Genomic DNA, 21042 nt, shown 5'->3' on the forward strand with positions numbered 1-21042 from the left:
TTATAAAAAAAGAAAGAGGAAAATATTATGAAAATCCCTACATTGACTGCTATTTTTGGAACACCTATTGCTTTTATTTTTGGAACATGGACAGAACTAATGACTGCTCTAGCTTTAATGATTGCCTTGGATATTCTAAGTGGATTCATCAAAGGAATTGTCCATAAAGAGTTACGTTCAAGAAAAATGAGCATTGGTATGTTACGTAAAGCATCAATCTGGATTGTGATCATCGTCTCCAATATTGTAGACGTAGCAATGTCACAAACGTTTCAAGGATTGCCAGTAGCTAAAACAGCAACCGTCCTATTTTACATAGGTATGGAAGGATTATCTATATTAGAAAACCTATCAGCAATCGGTGTCCCTATTCCCTCTTGGATTGGTAAGTATTTATCTGCAATAAAAGAAAAAGGCGAATCCCCTGAAGAACCTAGAGTTCAGAAAGTACAAGAAATTGTAGTTAAGAAGCAAGATGGTGAAGAAGTTAAGTTGAAAACAGAAAAGAAAGATTAATTGAATACATAATTTACGAGTCTCCTTGTGAGGCTCCTTTTTTATGGTTAAACAATTATAAAGGGAGCTGAATTAGGTTGGGTAAAAAGATTACTTTAACTGAACTAAAAGAGAAATTTGCGGAAAGAGGTTACGTATTAATTGACCCAACCGAAGTCAACTCAAAAGCTAGATACCAATATGTTTGCAACAAACACAAGGAAAATGGAATTCAAGAAATAAGTCACGCTCAATTTTCAAGAGGACGTGGATGTAAATTCTGCGGAATTGAAAAATCAAATAAAAATGGGCGAAAGCGTAATATAGTTGATGTTGAAAAAGAATTCAAAGAACATGGTTTACATGTTGTAGAAGGTCAAGAATATCTAAATGGAAAGCAAAAAATAAAATTTCTTTGTGAAAAACATATTGATTTTGGAATTCAAGAAATGTCTTATGAACACTTCAAAAGTAAAGAAATAAAAGGTTGTAAGCAATGTGGATTAGACTTCAAAGGTAATCAGCAAAAGAAAGATTTTGATGAGATTAAATCCTTTGTAGAGAATTTAGGTTACACTCTTATCTCTGATAGTAGCGAATACAAGAATCTAAAGTCAGAGATTAGAATGATATGCCCAAAACACGGAGAGTTTTCTATGACTTGGAGCAACTTTTATAATCGAAAACGATGTCAATCATGTGGTAAAGATTTAGTCGTTGGCTCTAATCATCATTCATGGAATGGCGGAATTACTCCTTTGAGAAAATCACTCAGGGAAAAATTGAGCGATTGGAAGTTGAGAAGTATGGAAAATTGCAGCTTCTTGTGCGTAATCACAGGAGATAAATTTGATGATGTTCATCACCTTCAGAGCTTCAATTTAATTATGGACGAGACATTTAAAAATTTAAATTTAGTAGAAAAAGACAATCTTTCAGATTTAACAAATGACGAACTATTGCTTGTAGAAAAAGAATGTCTAAGATTGCACGACAGCTACCCTCTAGGTATTTGTCTCCGTAAAGATGTACATAAGCTATTTCACCGTTTATATGGTTCAAAGAATAATACCGCTGAACAGTTTTATGACTTTCAAGAAAAAATTAAAAATAAATTAATTAAAATTAACTATTAAGGAGAGATTTTATTATGGGATTCAAAATGAAATATGAGATTAAAGAAAAATATTTAACTGCTCCATCAAAACGTAGAAGTGGAAATAAAATCAGCAAAGTTAAATTCGTTGTTTCGCATGACACTGGTAATGACGGCTCTACTGCTGACCAAAACGTAAGATACTATCAAAACTCAAGAAATGAAATGAGCGCATCAGCTCATATTTTTGTAGATGACAAAGAAATTATCGAATGTATTCCAGCACTGACTGGAAAGCCTGAAAAAGCTTGGCATGTTTTGTATGGTAAGACGATGGATAACCGCTTATACGGTGCAGATTCAAATGATGCTGCAATTGGCGTTGAATTATGCTATTCATACCAAAAAGGAAATATCGATAATAACGAAGCTTATAAACGCTATATTTGGGTAGTTGCTTATATTTGCTATAAATTTGGATTAAACCCTGCTACTAAAATCACAGGTCATCACATTTTAGACCCTGAACGCAAAACAGACCCGAAACAAGCTTTAGAGAAAACTGGACGTTCTTATGCTCAATATTTGAAAGATGTAGTTGCTGAATATAATGAGTGTATTGGAGACGGAGAAGATACTGTTAAATTTGTTTCAACAACTCCCTCTTCTACCCTTCTTAAAAAAGGATCAAAAGGTAACGATGTGAAAGCATTGCAAGAAAAACTAAACAAATTAGGCTTTGATTGTGGTGAAGCAGACGGTATATTCGGAAAAGCGACTTTAGCTGCCATTAAGAAATTACAAAAAGAATTTAAATTAGATGTAGACGGCTTAGTAGGCGCAGATACATTTGGTGCTATTTCTAAAGCTTTAGCAGAATTAGATAAGCCAAAAGAGGAAGTGAAGTCTGAGCCTAAAGAAGAAAAGAAAGCTGAAGTAGTTAAAGAAATTCCTAAAAAAGTAGACGTGAAAATTAATTCTTTAGGTGATAAATATTCTTTCCAAGTTAAAGCTAAAAAAGATTTAACTGTATTCAAAGAAGCAGAATTAACTGGTAAAGTAAAAACTCTTAAGAAAAATACAATTTTCTCAGTTTATGGATTTGATAATGATGGCAAAGTATTCGCAGTCGGTGGCGGAAATTTCGTGGCTCAAGCAGACGTTGAAGGTGTTCCATTGCATTTGCGTACAGGTGGTTTGAGCGAAGAAAATGAAAAAATTTTCCGTGCTTTCTTAAAAGAAAATAAAATTGAAAGTGAATTGAATCTGTACCGCACAGGGAATCCATCGGCAGATATTGTCGTTGAAAAATTAGAATTAGTTGCTGTGAAAAAATTTCTCGATAAACAAGGCTGGTATTACAACGTAAAATAAACAAATTAATAATTTAAACTTGAGGCTCACTGCTATAGTGGGCTTCTTTTATTATATGTAAGTTGAGCTTAAGTTAATCTAATGAATTGAGGTGATAAATCAACAGAATTAAGTTTGGCTTATACTCCTCTACTCTTACTAACATATAGATTCTCAAGTTGAACTTATATTACCCTATATACTAAAAAGGAGGATTATCATGCTCTATAAAGATAGAATGAAAATAAAATGGATTAATAGAACTAAACGATATTATGAGAGTTTGGGATACACTTTTACAAAACAATATGATGAATTCGAAGTATTAATCAAAGACCTTTTACCAACATGTGTACAACGTATTGAATTACTGTGTGACACTGATGATTGTAATGAAGTTTATACTATGGCTTATAGAGATTACTATAATAGAAAAGACCCTTATCAAAAGGATTATTGTAAAAAATGTATGAGAAGAAGTGGTCAACCTCCTAGTGAAGATTTTCTAAAGGGCATGTATAAAGAATTCAAGAAAAAAGGATATACTTTATTAAGTAACGAAAATTACAAAGATAATAACAGTCCGCTTAATTTTATCTGTGATGAACACAAAGACTATGGCGAGCAAACTACTTCATGGAGAATGTTTAATCAAGTTGAAGATAGAGCTAACTGTAAGTTATGTCGAAAAGAAAAATTTCTTATATCATTCAAAGAAACATACTCCACTAAACATGACATCAAGGAGAAAATAAGAGAGTCATTCAGAAAATCGTACATGGAGCGTTACTCCAACAAAAAACTAGAAGAAATGCTTTCCTCTTTAGACCTAGTTTATATACCTAGTCAACCTCACACTGAGTATTTTCAACCAATAACCTTCATCTGTCCTAGTCATAGAGAACAAGGAATTCAAGAAACAAATTTAAAAAATTTAAATAGAAGAATGTTCCCTTGTAAATACTGCATGTTGGAATACAGAAGCGAATCGACAACTGGTAGCAAATCCTCCTCATGGAAAGGTGGAGTTTCCAATATAAATAGATATATACGTGACTCTGCTTTCATTGATGATTGGAGAAAGAACTCTTTTGAAAAATATAGATATAAATGTGCAATCACTAATGTAAACGGGTATCTTGAGCTTCATCATCCCTACTCTCTCAGTAGAATGATAAAAGACTGCATCGATGAATTGAATATTGAATTAAAAGATACTATCGGTGAGTATAGTGATTGTGACTTAAGTAGAATAAAATCTTACATAAAAGATAAACACGATGAAATAGATGGAATACCACTAGTACCTGAAATACATAGTCTATTTCACAAATTATATGGAAACGATAATACTCCTGATCAATTTGATGACTTTCAACACCGTCTTAATGATGGTGAATTTGAAGGTCATTTTTTATTGGGTAAAAATCTAAAGGAGGTTAATTAAATATGGCAATTGATTTGAGTTACTTACTAAATCGCTCAGAAACGAAGTTAAAGGGCGTTCATGGGACAATAAGAGACATGTCTATTGAATTAATTAAGAAAGCTTATGCACAAGGAATTTATGTGGCAATTGTACAGGGTTATCGTTCCATAGCAGAGCAAAATGCACTTTATTCACAGGGTCGTACATCTGGGGGTTCCATAGTTACAATGGCAAAGGGCGGATATTCTTACCACAACTTTGGACTCGCTGTTGATTTCTGTTTGTTCGATAGCAATAAGAATCCTGTATGGAGTGTCAACAATAAGTGGATGTCAGTTATTCGTATAGCTCAAGGTATGGGTTTTACTTCTGGTTATTATTTTTCAACGATAAAGGATGCCCCTCACTTACAGCTAACATTTGGTTTAAGTTTAGCTGATTTACGTGCTGGCAAAAAACCTCCTCTGTATCGTGGCTCTGCTACTCCAATTGAAAACCCCACGACATCTCCATCTTCCCCTTCTGTTCTGAGGTTTAATTCTCGTGGTTCTGCGGTCAAAGATTTACAAACTAAGCTAACCAAACTGGGCTATAACACTAAAGGGATCGATTCGATATTCGGCACAAACACAGAATCCGCATTGCTCAGGTTCGAGAAGGCGATGGGATTAAAACAAGATGGAATTTTCGATAGTAAGGATTCAGCCAAATTAGAATCAGAACTAGCCAAGTCAACCCCTCCTGTATCAACTTTCGTCAAACCTCCCAAATTCGCCACTAAGGAAGATTTCTTCAAATACATACTCTCATATGCTAATACGGCTGGAAAAGGCACTGATATCCCATTTGAGGTCTGTATTGCTCAATGGTCAAAAGAATCTGCATATGGTAATAGTGTATTAGCTCAAGCTACAAATAACTTTGCAGGAATTACATATACAAGTAACTCTATTGCTGATTTCCAAAATGGTAGATTTGCTGGATATAATACTATTGATAAATTTGTTAAAGACTATATTCGTGTTATGAACTTAAGTTATTATGACAAAGTTAGAGCAGCTACAACAATTGAAATGACGTGTATTGAATTGGGGAAATCGCCTTATTCTGCGAATGACCCTACTTACGGTACAACAATTTTCCAATTGATTAAGAACAATAATTTATCTAGATTTGGCGCAGATGTATTACCAGAACCTGTTCCAATCCCTGAGATTCCTGACGTTGCTCCTACTCCTGCTCAAATGCCCGCTGTTACATCATTGGGTAGTAGTTTCTTAGTTCAAACAATTGAGCCTGCTATTGTATATGAGAATCCTGACCTAACTGGAAAAGAAAGAACATTGCGTCAAGGTGTAATATTCGCAGTATATGGCCATGTTGAAGGACAGGTAGCATGGGTAGTCGGAGGTGGAGGGTACGTGAAAACTTCTTCACTTAAGTTTGTAAATCAAACTGTAACGACTGGCGGACTTTCTGAGCCAAATGAGAAGCTATTTCGTCAGTTCTTAAAGGACAATAAAATAAACGGCGAAATTGAGATATTTGGTGAGAATGGTGGTTCTCCAGCAGGAGTTGTATCTACTTCAGGGTTAAAATTAGTAGCGTTGAAAAAGTGGCTTGAACAGATGAATTTCTATTATGTAGCCAAATAAAAAAAGGAAAGGTGTTAGTCTCCCTTCCTTACATGAACATCATCGGATATGTGGCTAATATTAGTATATGTCAATTGTTAAATATTTATACGTAAGACTTAGTTTTATTTAGGGGAATGGTCGAAAGTTGACTGTTCCCCTATTTTTTTCGTTTTTATATTTTATGTAAGATGCCACCAATAAGGTAGCATTAGTTTTCAAATTTAGTGTTGCTCGAATTTATTATGTGAATGTCGTAATTCTTTCCATTGAAAAAACTTATCAAAGAATGTTTCTCTACTAATTTGTATATCTGCAAAATTAAAGAAATCTTCTACTTTAGAATTATATCGTCTAGCAATCTTATTAAAATTCATCTCACTTGGTAGCGAATAACCTTTGAAATAATCATACGCTTGTCGTTCTGCTATTCCTGTTTCTTCTGCCAACTCTTTAGCTGATATTTCATAGCCTGCAATAGATTGAATCCATTCTTTTAATAGAGTTAAAGCTTTAGTTCTAACCTTACTTCTCCACTCATCAATGCTTACACGTAGAGGCTCAGGAGTATCAATTTTGAATGAAATAGTAGTTATTATTTTTGGCTTAATCGCATCTCCCATTAAGCTGTGAGCAATTAAACCGCCTTTTACAATCAAGTCAGGCTTTATTCCAAAAAACGCTGGCTCCCATAGGACTAAGTCAGCTATTTTCCCTGTTTCTACCGATCCTACGTATTCGGAAATTCCATGAGCGATAGCTGGATTAATCGTATATTTAGCTACATAGCGTTTGACACGTGCGTTATCGCCGACTTCGCTGTCACCATCAATTTTTCCTCGCTGCTTTTTCATCTTATCAGCTGTTTGCCACGTTCGTGTAATCACTTCTCCTACACGTCCCATTGCTTGAGAATCTGAAGAAATCATACTGAATACACCTAAATCGTGTAAAATATCTTCAGCTGCAATCGTTTCTTTGCGAATGCGGGAATCAGCAAAAGCGATGTCTTCTGGTACAGCAGGATCAAGATGATGACATACCATAAGCATATCTAAATGCTCTTCAAGCGTGTTGACCGTATAGGGTCTTGTTGGATTAGTTGATGATGGAAGCACGTTTGGAAAGCTTGCCATTTCCATAATATCAGGTGCATGCCCGCCTCCAGCTCCTTCAGTATGGTAGGTATGAATGACTCGATCACCAATTGCTGCAATCGTATCTTCAACAAAGCCGCCTTCATTTAAAGTATCTGTATGAATCGCAATTTGAACATCGTACTCGTCTGCTACTTGCAGGCTTGTGTCGATGGCAGATGCCGTGGTTCCCCAGTCTTCGTGAAGCTTTAGTCCAATTGCTCCTGCTTTAATTTGTTCAATTAAAGGCTCTTTCGCACTTGCATTTCCTTTTCCTAAAAAGCCAATATTCATCGGAAATGCTTCAGCGGCTTCAAGCATTCGTTCGATATGCCACGCTCCGGGTGTACAAGTGGTAGCCTTTGTTCCTGTAGCAGGTCCTGTTCCTCCTCCAATCATCGTTGTCACGCCAGAGGCAAGGGCGGTTTCAATTTGCTGCGGACAAATGAAATGAATATGCGCATCAATACCGCCGGCGGTTACAATTTTCCCTTCAGCTGCAATTACTTCCGTACTCGCACCAATGATGATGTCTACTTCATCCATCAACAGCGGATTACCCGCTTTTCCAATAGTTTGAATGAGTCCATCTTTTATTCCAATATCTGCTTTATATATGCCTGTATAATCAACGATAATGGCATTTGTCAACACTAAGTCCGCTGCTTCACTTCGCGTTGCAAGAGGGTGCTGCCCCATTCCGTCACGAATCACTTTTCCTCCGCCAAACTTTACTTCATCTCCGTAGGTTGTGAAATCTTTTTCAATTTCAATAAATAGCTCTGTGTCTGCTAAACGAACAGCATCTCCAACGGTTGGTCCAAACATATCTGCATACTGACGTCGCGACATTTGAAAACTCATCTTATGCATCTTCCTTTCTATCAGAAAGCGATCTGTTTGTTTTATTGTTCAGACCGTAAATTTCTCTTGTTCCGGAGAAAGCAACCAGCTCTACTTCTTTTGCATCACCTGGCTCAAAGCGAACGGCTGTACCGGCTGGAATATTTAAATGATAGCCAAGCGCAGCTTCGCGGGGGAATTCGAGCGCGGCATTCACTTCAAAAAAATGAAAATGTGAACCTACTTGAACGGGGCGGTCGCCTCTATTGATTACAGTCACGCTAATCGATTGCTTTCTGTTATTACATGTGATCGGTTCTTTTTTTAAGACGTATTCCCCTGGAATCATATTTTTCCCTCCTCTTAACGAATTGGATCGTGAACAGTGACGAGCTTGGTTCCGTCTGGAAAGGTAGCTTCTACTTGAATATCATGAATCATTTCCGGAATACCTTCCATTACATCTTCTCGTTTTAAAATCTTGGTACCTTCTCGCATTAGCTGTGCTACCGTCTTGCCATCGCGAGCTCCTTCCATAATTTCATATGTAATGATCGCTACTGCCTCGGGATAGTTAAGTTTTAATCCTCTTGTCTGACGGCGTCTTGCTAAGTCTGCAGCTACGACAATCATTAATTTTTCTTGTTCTCTCGACGTAAGTTTCAATGAAAGCTTCCTTTCTGCTAATCTATTTTCTTATTAACATCAAATGTGATATTTTCTAACACAAACACACAACTAATTATATTAAATTTTCTGATAAAAAACAAAGGATTTATATCTTTCGATAAAAAAAGATGAGCATATTTGCTCACCTTTTACTCTTCTGAAATCACTTGTGTTTTCCATTTCTGCAGGTGTTTCCAACCCAGACCTTCAGCTAGCTGACGTTTTGCATAGTCTACTCCTTTTTCAATAGAAGTTTCATAGCCAAATAAATAATAGCGCAAGCCGGCGTTTAATACTACTTGATTATAGACATAAGTCAGTTCGGAAGAAGATTCACCCTCCAAAATGCGCGTCACATATGCCGCTTGTTTTTCAACACTTATTTTCTTTTCAAAGTGTTCTTCTTCCACAAACAGTCCGTATTCTTTTGGATTGACAATAAACGACTCCATCTCTCCTTCTGAGATAGTAAAAACAAAGCTGCTTCTATGTACAGGTACATCTTCAGATCCTTCTATACCTTGCACCACGTATACATGTTTAAACGGGAGCGAAGCAAAAATGGGCACAATTTTGTTAATGGCCGTGCGGTGAAAAGCGCCCATCATTAAAGAAGAAGCATTTGATAAATTTAATAGTTTTTCAACCGTATTAATTAGTGTTCTTACGCCAATTTCATGACGAATTTGTTTGATGCGACTAAGAGGATAAGAGATTGTTTCAGCATTTACAAAGCCAATTTTTAATGTTTCTAACGTATGACCGATGTCTTCAATCGTTTGAGCTTGAGGGATCTGTAATGAATGAAGTACATCTTCAATCGTTGTTCCAAACTTTGGAGGAAGCGCTTCTGTACAGTGTAAAAAAGCTGGCACACCTCTTTCAGCTAATAAAATCGATACAGGAATGGTCGCAAAAAATGAATTTCTCCCTGCATAAGGGCTTGCAAAATCAATTGATTTATCTTTTAACGGCTGAGACAGCGGTATCTCTTTTGTTTTTTCACGAAAAGCATGAACGAATCCCAATAGTTCATCTGCATTTTCGGTTTTAATGCGTTCCGCAATAAAAAAAGCAGCGACCTGAGCATCCGTAGCTTGTCCAGAAGCGATTAAGCGAGCTGCTTCTTTTGCTTGTTCATACGTTAAGTCAGTTGACCCTCTTTTTCCGCGCGCTATTTCTTTTATAAATTGTTGCATATCGTACACTTCCTTTTTAACTGAATATTTGTACATTGTATCACATATTTCCTTTGTTCCTTAGATTATCTTCTATCAGGTACGCAAACTGCTAAAAAATATGAAATTAAAGGAAAAGTACTAGTTCTTTTATAACCTAATATAGTATAATCTATCTGCTATACTATTATTTGGATATTTGGGGGACTTTACAAATGAAAAAAGAGAAACTACTTGTACCATTTATAGCGGCATCCGTTTTAGTAGGAGCATCGGTGACAACGCCTGTTTTTAGTCACTCTGCTTATGCTGCTTCTTCTGTCAGCGTTTATCAAAAAGACGTTAATTCGCTAGCAGATTATTACGCACCATTTTATAAAACCGTAGAAAAAAAGCTAAAAGAAATTGAAGGAATAAAAGATGACGAAAAAGCGTTAGCCGCATATGATCAGCTTGCAGATCAAATTGACCAGTTTCTAACAAAGACCGATAAAAATTACGCGATGAATCATCTTAATTCAGAAGCTAATCAGCTTCAAGGGTATTTATATGATAGTTTAATTGCTCTTTACAATTACATTGTAGATCTTGAAGACTATGCGTATGGAGATGTAAGTGACGCGGAATTTAATAAGATCTCTGCAAATTTTGAAAAAGAAATCAACGCATACAATACGCAATTTCAGCAAAAAGCGAAGAGCTATAAAACGAAGCGAAAAGTAACGTTTAGCGCAAATATGAGTTATTTGCTTGATGAAGATATTCAACCTTCACCAACAGCTCCATCTACACCGGCTGATAACAATGGCACCTACACGGTGAAAAAGGGAGACACGCTGACAGCAGTCGCTAAAAAGTACGGCATGACGGTAGCTGAATTGAAAAAATTAAACAATTTAAAAACAGATGCGCTAAAAGTTGGACAAGTGCTGAAAGTGAAAAGTACAAGCACACCTGCGCCGGCTCCAGCACCCCAAACATCTGTTAGTACAAAACAGCAGCAAATCGTATCGTATGCCAAAACGCTGATTGGAAAGCCATATAAATATGGAGGCACAACACCAAAAGGTTTTGATGTATCGGGGTACACACAGTATGTATATAAAAACGCGGGCTCGAATATTTCTATCTCCCGTACAGTAGCAGATCAGTATAAAAGCGGCACGGACGTAAAGCAAAACAGCCTGCAGGCTGGAGATTTAGTTTTCTTTAAAAACGGCAAATCCGTTTCAGTCGTAGGAATTTACCTAGACAAACAAGAATTCATTTATGTCAGCAGCAAAGGCGTTAAAACGCAATCACTTTCAACAGCGTACTGGAAAAACAGCTATGCGGGCGCAAAGCGTATTATAAAGTAAAAAGAGGTGCCATAAGGCACCTCTTTTGTTTTACTAGCTATGTATTTCTATACTAGACTAGCAATTTTATAAAGAACTTCTTAGTTCATAACCGTGATTTTAACAGATTTTCTTCCGAACTGTTGAGCATCACCTTCAGAAGGAACGAATACATCGATTCGATTGCCTTTAATTGCTCCACCTGTATCGGCAGCTACAGCTTCACCATAGCCTTCTACATAAACTTTCGAACCTAACGGAATAACACTAGGATCAACAGCGATTACTTTTTGGTTTGGATTTGCTTTTAAATCCACTCCCGTAGCAGTTGTACCGCTACATCCAGCACAATTAGCCGTATAGGCAGTTGCTTCAACTGTCATTGATTTGCCGCTGGCTTGTTGTGACGATTCAGCAGGTTGTTGTTGTTTTTGAGCTTGTTCAGCTTGAGCTTGCTGCTGCTCTTTTTGAGCTTGTTCAGCTTGAGCTTGCTGTTGTTCTTTTTGAGCTTGTTCAGCTTGAGCTTGCTGCTGCTCTTTTTGAGCTTGTTCAGCTTGAGCTTGCTGCTGTTGTTTTTGAGCTTGTTCAGCTTGAGCTTGCTGCTGCTCTTTTTGAGCTTGTTCAGCTTGAGCTTGCTGCTGTTCTTCTTGAGTTTGTTCAGCCGGCGCTTGAGCTTGCTGAGTTTCTGGAGCAGCTTGGGCTACTGAAGGGCTTGATTGCTGAGCTTGGCCGTTTGGAGACTGAATTTTTAGTTGTTCGCCAGGATAAATTAAATCTGACTTCAGTCCGTTCCATTCTTTAATTTGATCTACCGTCACGCCGTATTGCTGACTGATGGACCATAATGTATTTCCTTGCTGAACTTTGTGCGTCATTTCTTTTATAGTAGCTACGTTTAATTCTTGATTTGGATAAATAATATTAGATGTTAAGTTATTTGCATCTTTTAGCTCGTCTACGCTCACGCTGTGCTTTTGAGCGACTTTCCATAACGTATCACCTTTTTCTACATGATACGTTCCGCTTGTAGAAGCAGAAGCTGCACCTACAAATCCCGCTGAAAGGATTGCTGTTGTTCCTAGAGTAAATATAAATTTTTTCATTACGAATACCTCCTTATTTACTCAATGATTGAATGATATCATCCTCACATTTCACAGCCGTTACAGAGCCATGCTACTTTTATTACAAAACTTAACAAAAAGGAACGTTTAAACGTAATATTTCTGATAATTTGGCTATATGATGAAACGTTTCTACTTTTTACTGCTTTTTATTGTTGTTTTAACCAAAATAGTTAAATTTCTCTATCATTGCTGGCTATGCCTCTTCTTTTTTATTGACCCTTTAACGGGTATATTAAGTTTTTTTCGTAACAAAAAAGAGGTTGGAAATGAATCCAGTCAACTGCTAGAAGGAACTACATAAATGAAACCTATGTTCACCATAACAAAAAAAGCGAACCGCTCATCAAAGATTCTGATGAGCGGTTCGCTTTTCAATTCGGCTAAACTACTTGTGTCCCAGCCTTTTTATTTCTTATTAAATCCTTGTTTTTCAACAAATTCTTTCATATACATACGCTTAGGATTGGAAAGCATTTCAGCCATTTGACCAGTCCATGTGTCTTGGCGTTTGCCATTTGTTCGTTCGTTGTAATAAGCAGAAATTTCTTCGTTATACGTCGTTAATTCTTTTTTCGTCTGCTCATGGTTTGGCTCATATGTTTCTTCATGATACACATGTTTAAATGGTAAGCGCGGCTTTTTATCCGTCATACCCGCTGGATGTCCAACCGTTAGACCAAATAACGGGATTACATGATGAGGCAGTTTTAACAATTTACTTACTTCTTCTAATTCGTTACGCAAACCGCCAATATAACAAGCTCCAAGTCCCATTGATTCAGCAGCAAGCGTTGCATTTTGCGCAGCAAGGGCAACGTCAATAATAGCTACCATGAACTGCTCTGTGCTTTCGAGCGCTGTCGATAAATCTTTTTTCTCCATTTCTGCAATGACATCATGACGATGAAAGTCAGCGCAAAATACAAAGAAGTGTCCATTTGTTTCTACGTAAGGCTGATTTCCTGCTAATTGGGCAAGCTTTCGCTTCGTTTCTTTATCTTTTACTCCAATAATGGAGTACGCTTGAATATAGCTTGATGTGGAAGCTGCCTGTGCGCTTTCTACAATCGTCTGAATTTGCTCTTCCGACAATGGTTTGTCTTCATATTTGCGAATAGAACGATGATTTAAAATCGTTTCAATAACTGAGTTCATATTATAATCTCCTTTTACTTCATTTAACCTTCTACAGATGTTATATCTACAGTTAGTTTATCGAATGTAAAAAGAAATAACCAATGTTCTGCTTAAAATTGATTTTGACTTGTCTCATATCGATACAGCTTAAAGTGATCTGCAAGCACGCGATCTACTTTTACTTCTAAGCTGTCTACATATTCGTCCATTCGTTTTATCAACCGGTTTCGTTTCACATCATTTTCTAAAATGTTCTTAAGCTGCTGTTCAAAGTCTTCAGCATCATTAAGCGGTATCAGCAGCTCTTTTTCTTTTAGATATTCAATGTTAATTTGTTCTTGACCGGGAAGAGATGAATGAATAAAAATAGGTAGTCTCTTATGAAGGGCTTCGCTAATTGTAACGCCTCCTGCTTTTGTGACAATGGCATCTGCTCCTTCATATAAATCATTCATTTTCTCTCTTGATTTTACATACGGGACCGCTTTAACTTTCGGGTGGTTTAGTTTCACTAGTTCTTGATACAACTTTTTATTTTTTCCACACAGCACATAATACATATACGTACAGTTTTGCGGAAGCTGCTGAAGCATTTTGCGTACATTCCCAAGGCCCGAATTTCCGCCGGCAATCAGGATATGCTTCTGTGGCATGAGATGGTCAATCCGTCTTTTTAAAAACACTTTATGAACGGGAATGCCCGTTACATAAATAGAAGACTCTTTTACACCGTGAACGTTTTGTAGAAATGCTTTCGTATCCTGATCAGGCACGCAGTGAAGCTCGATTCCATTTTTACCCCATACGTCGCTTACTAAGAAGTCGGTGTATACGTTTATAATAGGAAGATCAATGATTCCTTTTTCTTTTAAGCCGCTTAATACACAGGAAGGAAAGCTGTGTGTGCAAACAATGACGTCGGGCTGCTCTGCATCAATTAATTTCTTCATATGATATTCGATAATCGGCCACTTTTTCACGACAAAATCATCCATCGTATGGTCGTTTTTTTTGTATACATGCCCGTAATAAAATTTTTCAAACTGCTTTGGAAAAACAGAAATCCATTTCATGTATATCGATGAAATCATTTGTTCAAGCGGTTTGCTCCAATAGCTTAAACAATCAATTTTTTGACAAATAACGTGAGAAAAACGTTCCATGATGGCATCCATAACGGCGTCTGCTACTTGGTGATGACCAGATGGCATCTGAAAAAGCGGCAAGAACAGAACCTTCCTCATTGACCATCCCTCCTCTCAAGACGTTTTCGGTTTCTTTTTCTTTTTATAAGTAAATAAATAACAAAAAAAGCTACAGCTCCCATAATGATATACGAAATATGAATCCGGTCTCCTACATAGTAACCTAGAACGAGAAAAGAAAGGACCCATACTAGACTGCCTACCACCGATAACAGCAAATAAAGCAAAAACGGATAGCGACTTATTCCTGCCATATATGGGCTAATTTGACGTAAGCCTGGAATATATAAACCAAATAAAATGGTCCATATCCCATATTTATGGTAGCTGCCGCTTGCCGCTTCAATTTTCTCTTTGGTTAACCCTACGTATTTTCCGTATTTATCAAAAAATGGGGTTCCCGCATACCTTCCTAGCCCGTAAGCAGTAAGCATTCCAGTTATAACACCTAAAAAAGCAAAAAGAGATGATTCGTATAAGTTCAGCTGATGTTTGGCAATAAACATGCCTAATAATATTAAAAATGATTCTTCAGGCGCTGGAATTCCAACAATCCCACAAAAAAGTACAAGTAAAATAACAATATAACCATAGGAATGTATATACTGAGAAATAATTGTTAAGTCCACTGCTCGCTCCTCTATTTACGATTGATTCATCAATTGCTGCATGGTTATACTTTCATACCCTTGCTGTTTTAAGTAAGGTAAAAATTCTTCTAACGCCGCAATCGTCATTTCAGGTGCTTTTTCATCTGCTCCCGGGGTATCTCCATTATCGTGTAAAACAAAAATGGCTCCATCTTCTACTTTACGCATTAGTTTTTGAACTAATGCCGTTTTCGTTGTTTTTAGTGTCCAATCCTGAAAGATTCCTGTCCAGATCACGAGGTGATATGGCTTGGCCATTAATAAACTGCTCATATTTAAATGTCCCCACGGCGGACGATAAAAAAGCGGCTTTTGATTTGTTACTTTCTCTATAACCTGTGCACATTGATGAATTTGTCTTTTTAATTGCCAAGGTGTTTGCGTCCATGCACTCACGTGACGATGATGATGTATAGCTACTTCATGTCCTTCATCAATCATCCTGTTTAAAATAGACGGGTGTTTTTCCCCTAGTTCTCCCACAATAAAAAAAGTAGCTTTCATTTCATGCAGTTTGAACAAGTCCAAAATTTTTGGCGTATAAACAGGATGAGGCCCATCGTCAAATGTTATAGCTATTTTATGCTTTTTTGCCCCTTTTATTATGACTGATGAATGATAGCGACGGTAAAGGGTTTGCGAAATAATGGTATATACACATATAACCATTAGAACGAAAAGTAAAACAATAAAAAAACGAGTCATATGCTTTTAACCATCCTTTTGAATTTAAATCCTGCATTTATTATAACGGTTTACTCAGACTTTGGTTTCATTTTTTTGTGATAGAAGCCAGGAATTTTAAAATAATTTGATACTTTACCTAAAAATAGCTGTTCTGCAAGGATATACCGGAAATAAAATGATATCATAAAATTTCCCTTCATTCAGTAAAAAAAGTACTTTTTACCATTTATATCTATCTTTTGTATGATAACTGTCCTTGTTTTTTGAAAATAAAAAAACTTCCCGCACGAGTGCGGAAAGTTTTGAAATTAAAATTTTGACCGATACCATTTTTCAGCTGCTTCAATTTCTGTTCGTGTTAACTGATGTCCAAATGATTCCCAATGGACCTGTACGTCCGCTCCGGCTTTTTCTAAAAGAGCAGAAAGTTCTTCCGTTTCTGATGCTGGGCAAATAGGATCGTTTGTACCTGCGCCGATAAAGATAGAGGCGTCGGTCTTAGGCACTTCAATTCCTCTTCTTGGAACCATCGGATGAAGAAGAGCCGCCCCTTTTAAAGAATTCTCATAATGAAACAGCAAACTTCCTGCAATATTGGCACCATTTGAGTAGCCTACAGCTACGATGTTGTGTCGGTCGAATGAATATGTTTCAGCCGCTTCATCTAAAAATTGATGAAGTTCTTTTGTACGTTCAATTAAATCTTCTATATCAAATATTCCTTCTTGTAAACGTCTAAAGAAACGGGGCATTCCGTTTTCTAGTACATTTCCTCTTATAGATAATACGGAGCAAGAGGAATCAATCATATCTGCAACAGGGAGCAGATCTTGTTCTGTACCTCCTGTACCATGCAACAGCAATAAAGTCGGTTTCGTCTCGTCCGTTCCTTTTTTAAAAATATGTTTCACGTATATCCACTCCTTTTAAATATCTCGAATTAAAGATAATTTTATTATAAGAACTTTCGAAGCATTTGTAAAGGAACTACTGTCAAAGAAATACCTGTATGTTTTGCTGGCAGTATCACATAATACTGAATAACTTCATATGGCCATTGCTCATATGCAGCTAGGTATTTAATTCGTTTGACTTACAGCGGGTAAAGAAATATTCCACTTTTATCTAAGTGCTCCCGTCAAAAGGTGGATAATAATTAAAACTCGCCCGTCCTCCTTCGTATAAAAAGTGCCCTAGTCTGATAAATTAGTTAATTTTTTCTTTATTTCGTTACTTTCAACAGATATCAGCATTTATACCCGAGCGTACTAAATCGTATTTCTTATACGTGTTATAACAACTTTTTTCTATGAGAAACAGAACGTAAAATACCCCCTTGGTTTTTCATAAAGGGGAACAAAGCCCCGAATGGTGCTTTATACGACTTTATTTGACAAACACAAATTTATGGGTAAACTAAGTTCAGATGATTGTATTTCACTTTGTTTCAGTTTAATAAAAAAACGAAGCATCTGCGAGTAAGCAAAAAATAACTGCGTAAAGAGCTATTTATGTCAATCATCTTATACCCTAAAAACTTACCTGCACTTGAATAATAGCCTTTATTAAACTTAGCGCGTCAGCTTTTAAACGTTAATACTTTATCACCCATCTCTTTGTTAAAAGATTGAATGGGTCAACAAACTTCAGCATTCTTTACATAACGACCTTGTAAAGACGAAGAATGTAGCTATGTGTGAACATGGAATTATTACTTAGTGGAGTGAACCAACATGAGGAAATTTATTTTAGCCTTTTTAGTCGTTGTTTTAATTGTAATGCTAGGAGTTACCTATGTATTAAAGCAATTTCAGCAAACGGCTGATTTATCTTACTCGAAACTGCAGTCGGTTCAAAGTACGGTAGTCTATGACAAAAATGACCGTAAGATTGACGAATTGTATAAAACCGTTCCCCGTCAAAATGTTTCGAGCAATGAAATTCCCGATTATGTAAAAATGGCGTTTGTTGCAACGGAAGACCGTCGCTTTTACAAGCATTTTGGGATTGATTTACAAGGTATTGGCCGCGCCCTTTTTAAGAACATTGTAACAATGAGTAAAGCTGAAGGCGCAAGTACCATTACACAGCAGTTAGCAAGAAATCTTTACTTATCTAGTGATAAGACCATTAAACGTAAAGTAGATGAAATGTTTCTATCACTAGGCTTAGAAAGACAATTTACAAAAGATCAAATTTTGGAATTATATTTAAATCAAATTTATTTCGGAAGTGGTGTATACGGTATTGGTGCAGCTTCTCAGATTTATTTTAATAAGCCTGTATCAGATTTAACCGTAGGCGAAGCTGCGCTTTTAGCAGGACTCCCAAAAGCGCCGAGTACGTATTCACCAAGCAATAGTACAGAAAAAGCAACAGCCCGACGAAACGTTGTATTGAAACTGATGCATGACCAAAACGTCATTAGCGATACTCAGTATCAGCAAGCGTTAAACGAACGCGTAGTCGAGCCTAGTATTCCGGTTAAAAAACCGAACTCAAATCAAGCATTTATTGATTATGTAATTAAAGAAGCTGCTCAACAATATGGCGTATCTGCTGATGACCTTTATAAGGGTGGTTATGCCATCTATACAGATTTAGATCCTAATTTACAGGAATCGATTAATAACTCTGTAGCAAATCATACGTTCCGAGATGATGCCATCAACAGTAAAGTAGAGGTTGGGATTTCAGCTGTCAACCCTAAAACAGGCGGGATTTCAGCGATGTATGGAGGACGCAGCTATGAGCGAAACGGCTTAAACCGTGCTACAAGCGGCTATCAGCTTGGTTCAGCTATTAAGCCTTTAGCCGTATACGGTCCAGCACTAGAAACTGGAGATTATACACCAACTTCACTCTTAAGTGACGAACGACAAGACTTTGGCGGTGGATATAGCCCTAAAAACGCAGAAGGTGAATATCAAAAGCATGTGACAATGCGTGAAGCACTTACTCGTTCACTTAACGTTCCAGCTGTTTGGCTTTTAAAACAAATTGGTATTGATACAAGCGTAAAATTCATGGAAAAAGCTGGACTTCCTCTTGAAGATGACGATAAGTCAAAATTAGGACTTGCTCTTGGAGGAACGACGACAACGTTCTCTCCCCTTCAGTTAGCACAAGGATATACAACCTTCGCTAACAAAGGCGTCATGACTAAGCCGTACGCAATTCGAAAAATTGAGATGCGCGACGGTGAAGTGAAAAAGCCAGACATTCAGACAGAGCGAGTAATGAGTGAAGAAAATGCGGATACAATGACATCCATGCTGCAAGACGTAATTGAAAAAAGCTATGGAACAGGTGTTAACGCTCGTTCTTCACGAGATGCTGCAGGTAAAACCGGTACAACCAACGACGTCAAAGATGCTTGGTTTGTCGGGTATACCGATGATGCAGTCGTTTCTATCCACGCTGGCTTTGATAATGCTAATTCTACGCAAACAACGAAATACTTATCAGGCGGCGGCGGACAAGACCCTGCTACACTGTTTAGCTCAATTATGAATAACTGGTAACCAAAAAACCTCCAACTTCACTGTTGGAGGTTTTTTTAAGATAAATGCGTTTTATGCTTAAGTGAAAAAAAGGAAACGTTAATGACTTTGCAAATCGTTACATAATGCAGAACGGTCAAAACAACCACGCCACAGTTCATCCCGATAATAATTCCCTGCATGCCAATATTTGTTTGTGATCCTAAGAAAAACATCAGGGAAAAAGAGACAATATGAGACCAAATCGTATGATAAAAAGCATCTTTTACATAGCCGAGTCCAATTAAATAAGCTTGAAGCGGGACGGCAAAGAAGTGAAAAAGAAAATACGGCCATAAAGCCTTTAGATAGTACACGGCTTCTGTAGAATGAAAAAACAAGTTAGTAAGCGGCTCAGCAAAGAAATACATCGCCACTATAGACGGAATCCCATATAAAAATGTCATTTGCATACTTTGAGTCAAAAGTCTTTGAAGCTGTTCTTCCTGATTTTTCGCATGAGCTTCAGATACAGCAGGTATGAGTGCTACTAAAAGAGAGTGAGCAAAGAAAGCCGGAAAAAAGCCGATCGACATCGCTACCCCTGTTAGCATACCAAAATGCTGCGTTGCCCCGGTTAACGTCATGCCCGATAAAACGAGCGCGTGTTTGATTAAAAACGGCTGAATAGCATTACATACCGCATTAAATAAACGCAGTCCCGTGGTCGGAAGTGAGACGCCTAACAGCTTTTTCCGAATCTCACTTGGAGAAAGCAGAGGCCTGTGCCCTCTTGATAAAACACTTAACTGAGTAACATACGTGATAAAAAAATAAAGCAAAATAACAGCTTCGGTTCCAATCAGTGTACAAATCGCAATAAACAGAGACATTTTAACATCTGTGAAAGCGAACATTTGAAAAACAACAAATAAAATAGTTAGCTGAAAGGCTTTGCGAATAAAATTAGACACAGCGATGGTCGTCATATTATTTTTACCCGTAAAATATCCACGAAGCACCGCTGAAAATGAAACAACCGGAATGAAACATAGTACAACCCATTTCAAGTAAGGATGATAGTGACTGAAAAATGGAAAGGCTGCTAATACGGCCAGTGTAATAAAAAAGATCCCCAAGCTCACAGCAGTCGCAAAAATGGTGGCATGCTTCATCATATGCTGATGTTCTTTGCGATGATGTTCAGCAAGAAATTTAGAAATAGAAATAGGCAGTTCTAAGTTGGCTACGGTGGCAATAAGAAAAATGATAGGAAGAACAGTCATGTACATGCCCATGCCTTCCCTTCCTAATTCTCTAGCAAGTACCATATTTACAAGAAATTCAATTAACTCTCCTGCAAAGGCAGCACCTGCTAGAATAAACGTTCCTTTCAAAAAAGTGTTCATCTCGTTATCTCCTCTATCTCCCGTCCTTTTTCATCACTACCTCTTCTCTCTATGTATATGACAAGCCCAATACGAATTATTTGTCTAATTGTATTTTTTCGGTGTACAAGTTCTTGTATAATGTTCAACCTATGTGAAAAAAAACCGTTATATACCTTTTTTACATAGGAAATTC

The 21042-nt window shown here is 37.1% G+C and carries 18 protein-coding genes and 1 pseudogene; 7 read left to right on the top strand and 12 right to left on the bottom strand.

All coding sequences use genetic code 11. The features are described 5' to 3' along the window. Positions 1-27: 27 nt before the first annotated feature. From WKH56_RS21080 to WKH56_RS21100, 5 genes are all read left to right on the top strand, one after another. Positions 28-516, top strand: coding sequence for a phage holin family protein (locus tag WKH56_RS21080; RefSeq protein WP_342836633.1), 489 nt, complete (start codon positions 28-30; stop codon positions 514-516). Between the two features lie 77 nt (positions 517-593). After that, complete coding sequence (locus WKH56_RS21085) at positions 594-1631, top strand: hypothetical protein (protein ID WP_342836634.1); 1038 nt, start codon at positions 594-596, stop codon at positions 1629-1631. A 14-nt stretch (positions 1632-1645) separates the two neighbouring features. Next, positions 1646-2965 carry a peptidoglycan recognition protein family protein gene (locus WKH56_RS21090; protein ID WP_342836636.1) on the top strand — a complete coding sequence of 440 codons (1320 nt, stop codon included), beginning with the start codon at positions 1646-1648 and terminating at the stop codon, positions 2963-2965. Between the two features lie 199 nt (positions 2966-3164). Next, on the top strand, positions 3165-4391 hold the full coding sequence (locus tag WKH56_RS21095) for a hypothetical protein (RefSeq protein ID WP_342836638.1): 1227 nt from the start codon (positions 3165-3167) through the stop codon (positions 4389-4391). A 2-nt stretch (positions 4392-4393) separates the two neighbouring features. Continuing rightward, positions 4394-6028, top strand: a complete 1635-nt coding sequence (locus WKH56_RS21100) for a glucosaminidase domain-containing protein (RefSeq protein ID WP_342836639.1) — start codon at positions 4394-4396, stop codon at positions 6026-6028. A gap of 203 nt (positions 6029-6231) precedes the next feature. Here the strand turns inward: WKH56_RS21100 and WKH56_RS21105 are convergent, their stop codons facing one another. From WKH56_RS21105 to WKH56_RS21125, 5 genes and pseudogenes are all read right to left on the bottom strand, one after another. Beyond that, the gene (locus WKH56_RS21105; RefSeq protein WP_481861970.1) at positions 6232-6582 is read right to left on the bottom strand and encodes a helix-turn-helix domain-containing protein; all 351 of its coding nucleotides are present in this window, start codon (positions 6580-6582) and stop codon (positions 6232-6234) included. Next, positions 6565-8007 (bottom strand): annotated as a pseudogene (gene ureC / locus WKH56_RS21110) (urease subunit alpha); the annotation flags it as partial. The gene WKH56_RS21105 and the pseudogene ureC, both read right to left, overlap by 18 nt. A gap of 1 nt (position 8008) precedes the next feature. Next, positions 8009-8335, bottom strand: a complete 327-nt coding sequence (locus WKH56_RS21115) for an urease subunit beta (RefSeq protein ID WP_028412817.1) — start codon at positions 8333-8335, stop codon at positions 8009-8011. A gap of 14 nt (positions 8336-8349) precedes the next feature. Continuing rightward, entirely contained in the window at positions 8350-8652 is a 303-nt protein-coding gene (locus WKH56_RS21120; protein ID WP_013057659.1) for an urease subunit gamma, read from the bottom strand. Positions 8653-8804: 152 nt separating this feature from the next. After that, positions 8805-9854: an anthranilate phosphoribosyltransferase gene (locus tag WKH56_RS21125; RefSeq protein WP_154992080.1), complete on the bottom strand. Its 1050-nt coding sequence runs from the start codon at positions 9852-9854 to the stop codon at positions 8805-8807. A gap of 194 nt (positions 9855-10048) precedes the next feature. On the opposite strand from WKH56_RS21125, the gene WKH56_RS21130 reads away from it, so the two are divergent. Beyond that, a complete protein-coding gene (locus WKH56_RS21130; RefSeq protein ID WP_310883916.1) occupies positions 10049-11191 on the top strand; it encodes a C40 family peptidase in 1143 nt (380 codons plus the stop codon). Between the two features lie 80 nt (positions 11192-11271). Here the strand turns inward: WKH56_RS21130 and WKH56_RS21135 are convergent, their stop codons facing one another. From WKH56_RS21135 to WKH56_RS21160, 6 genes are all read right to left on the bottom strand, one after another. Next, the gene (locus tag WKH56_RS21135; protein ID WP_342836643.1) at positions 11272-12273 is read right to left on the bottom strand and encodes a 3D domain-containing protein; all 1002 of its coding nucleotides are present in this window, start codon (positions 12271-12273) and stop codon (positions 11272-11274) included. Between the two features lie 429 nt (positions 12274-12702). After that, positions 12703-13452 (bottom strand): oxygen-insensitive NADPH nitroreductase, encoded by a 750-nt coding sequence (gene nfsA, locus WKH56_RS21140; RefSeq protein ID WP_028412813.1) that lies wholly within the window; start codon positions 13450-13452, stop codon positions 12703-12705. A 92-nt stretch (positions 13453-13544) separates the two neighbouring features. After that, positions 13545-14678, bottom strand: a complete 1134-nt coding sequence (locus WKH56_RS21145; protein ID WP_310883918.1) for an MGDG synthase family glycosyltransferase — start codon at positions 14676-14678, stop codon at positions 13545-13547. Then, positions 14675-15268 carry a DedA family protein gene (locus WKH56_RS21150; protein ID WP_028412811.1) on the bottom strand — a complete coding sequence of 198 codons (594 nt, stop codon included), beginning with the start codon at positions 15266-15268 and terminating at the stop codon, positions 14675-14677. The genes WKH56_RS21145 and WKH56_RS21150 overlap by 4 nt, the downstream gene beginning before the upstream one ends. A gap of 15 nt (positions 15269-15283) precedes the next feature. Further along, complete coding sequence (locus WKH56_RS21155) at positions 15284-15994, bottom strand: polysaccharide deacetylase family protein (RefSeq protein ID WP_034270087.1); 711 nt, start codon at positions 15992-15994, stop codon at positions 15284-15286. A gap of 290 nt (positions 15995-16284) precedes the next feature. Then, on the bottom strand, positions 16285-16887 hold the full coding sequence (locus tag WKH56_RS21160) for an alpha/beta hydrolase (RefSeq protein WP_310883919.1): 603 nt from the start codon (positions 16885-16887) through the stop codon (positions 16285-16287). Between the two features lie 822 nt (positions 16888-17709). On the opposite strand from WKH56_RS21160, the gene WKH56_RS21165 reads away from it, so the two are divergent. Further along, positions 17710-19500, top strand: a complete 1791-nt coding sequence (locus WKH56_RS21165) for a transglycosylase domain-containing protein (protein WP_310883920.1) — start codon at positions 17710-17712, stop codon at positions 19498-19500. Between the two features lie 35 nt (positions 19501-19535). Here WKH56_RS21165 and WKH56_RS21170 read toward each other — a convergent pair whose 3' ends face one another. Then, positions 19536-20867, bottom strand: a complete 1332-nt coding sequence (locus WKH56_RS21170) for a polysaccharide biosynthesis protein (RefSeq protein ID WP_013057669.1) — start codon at positions 20865-20867, stop codon at positions 19536-19538. Positions 20868-21042: the final 175 nt, after the last annotated feature.

This window comes from Priestia sp. SB1 (genome assembly GCF_038898415.1).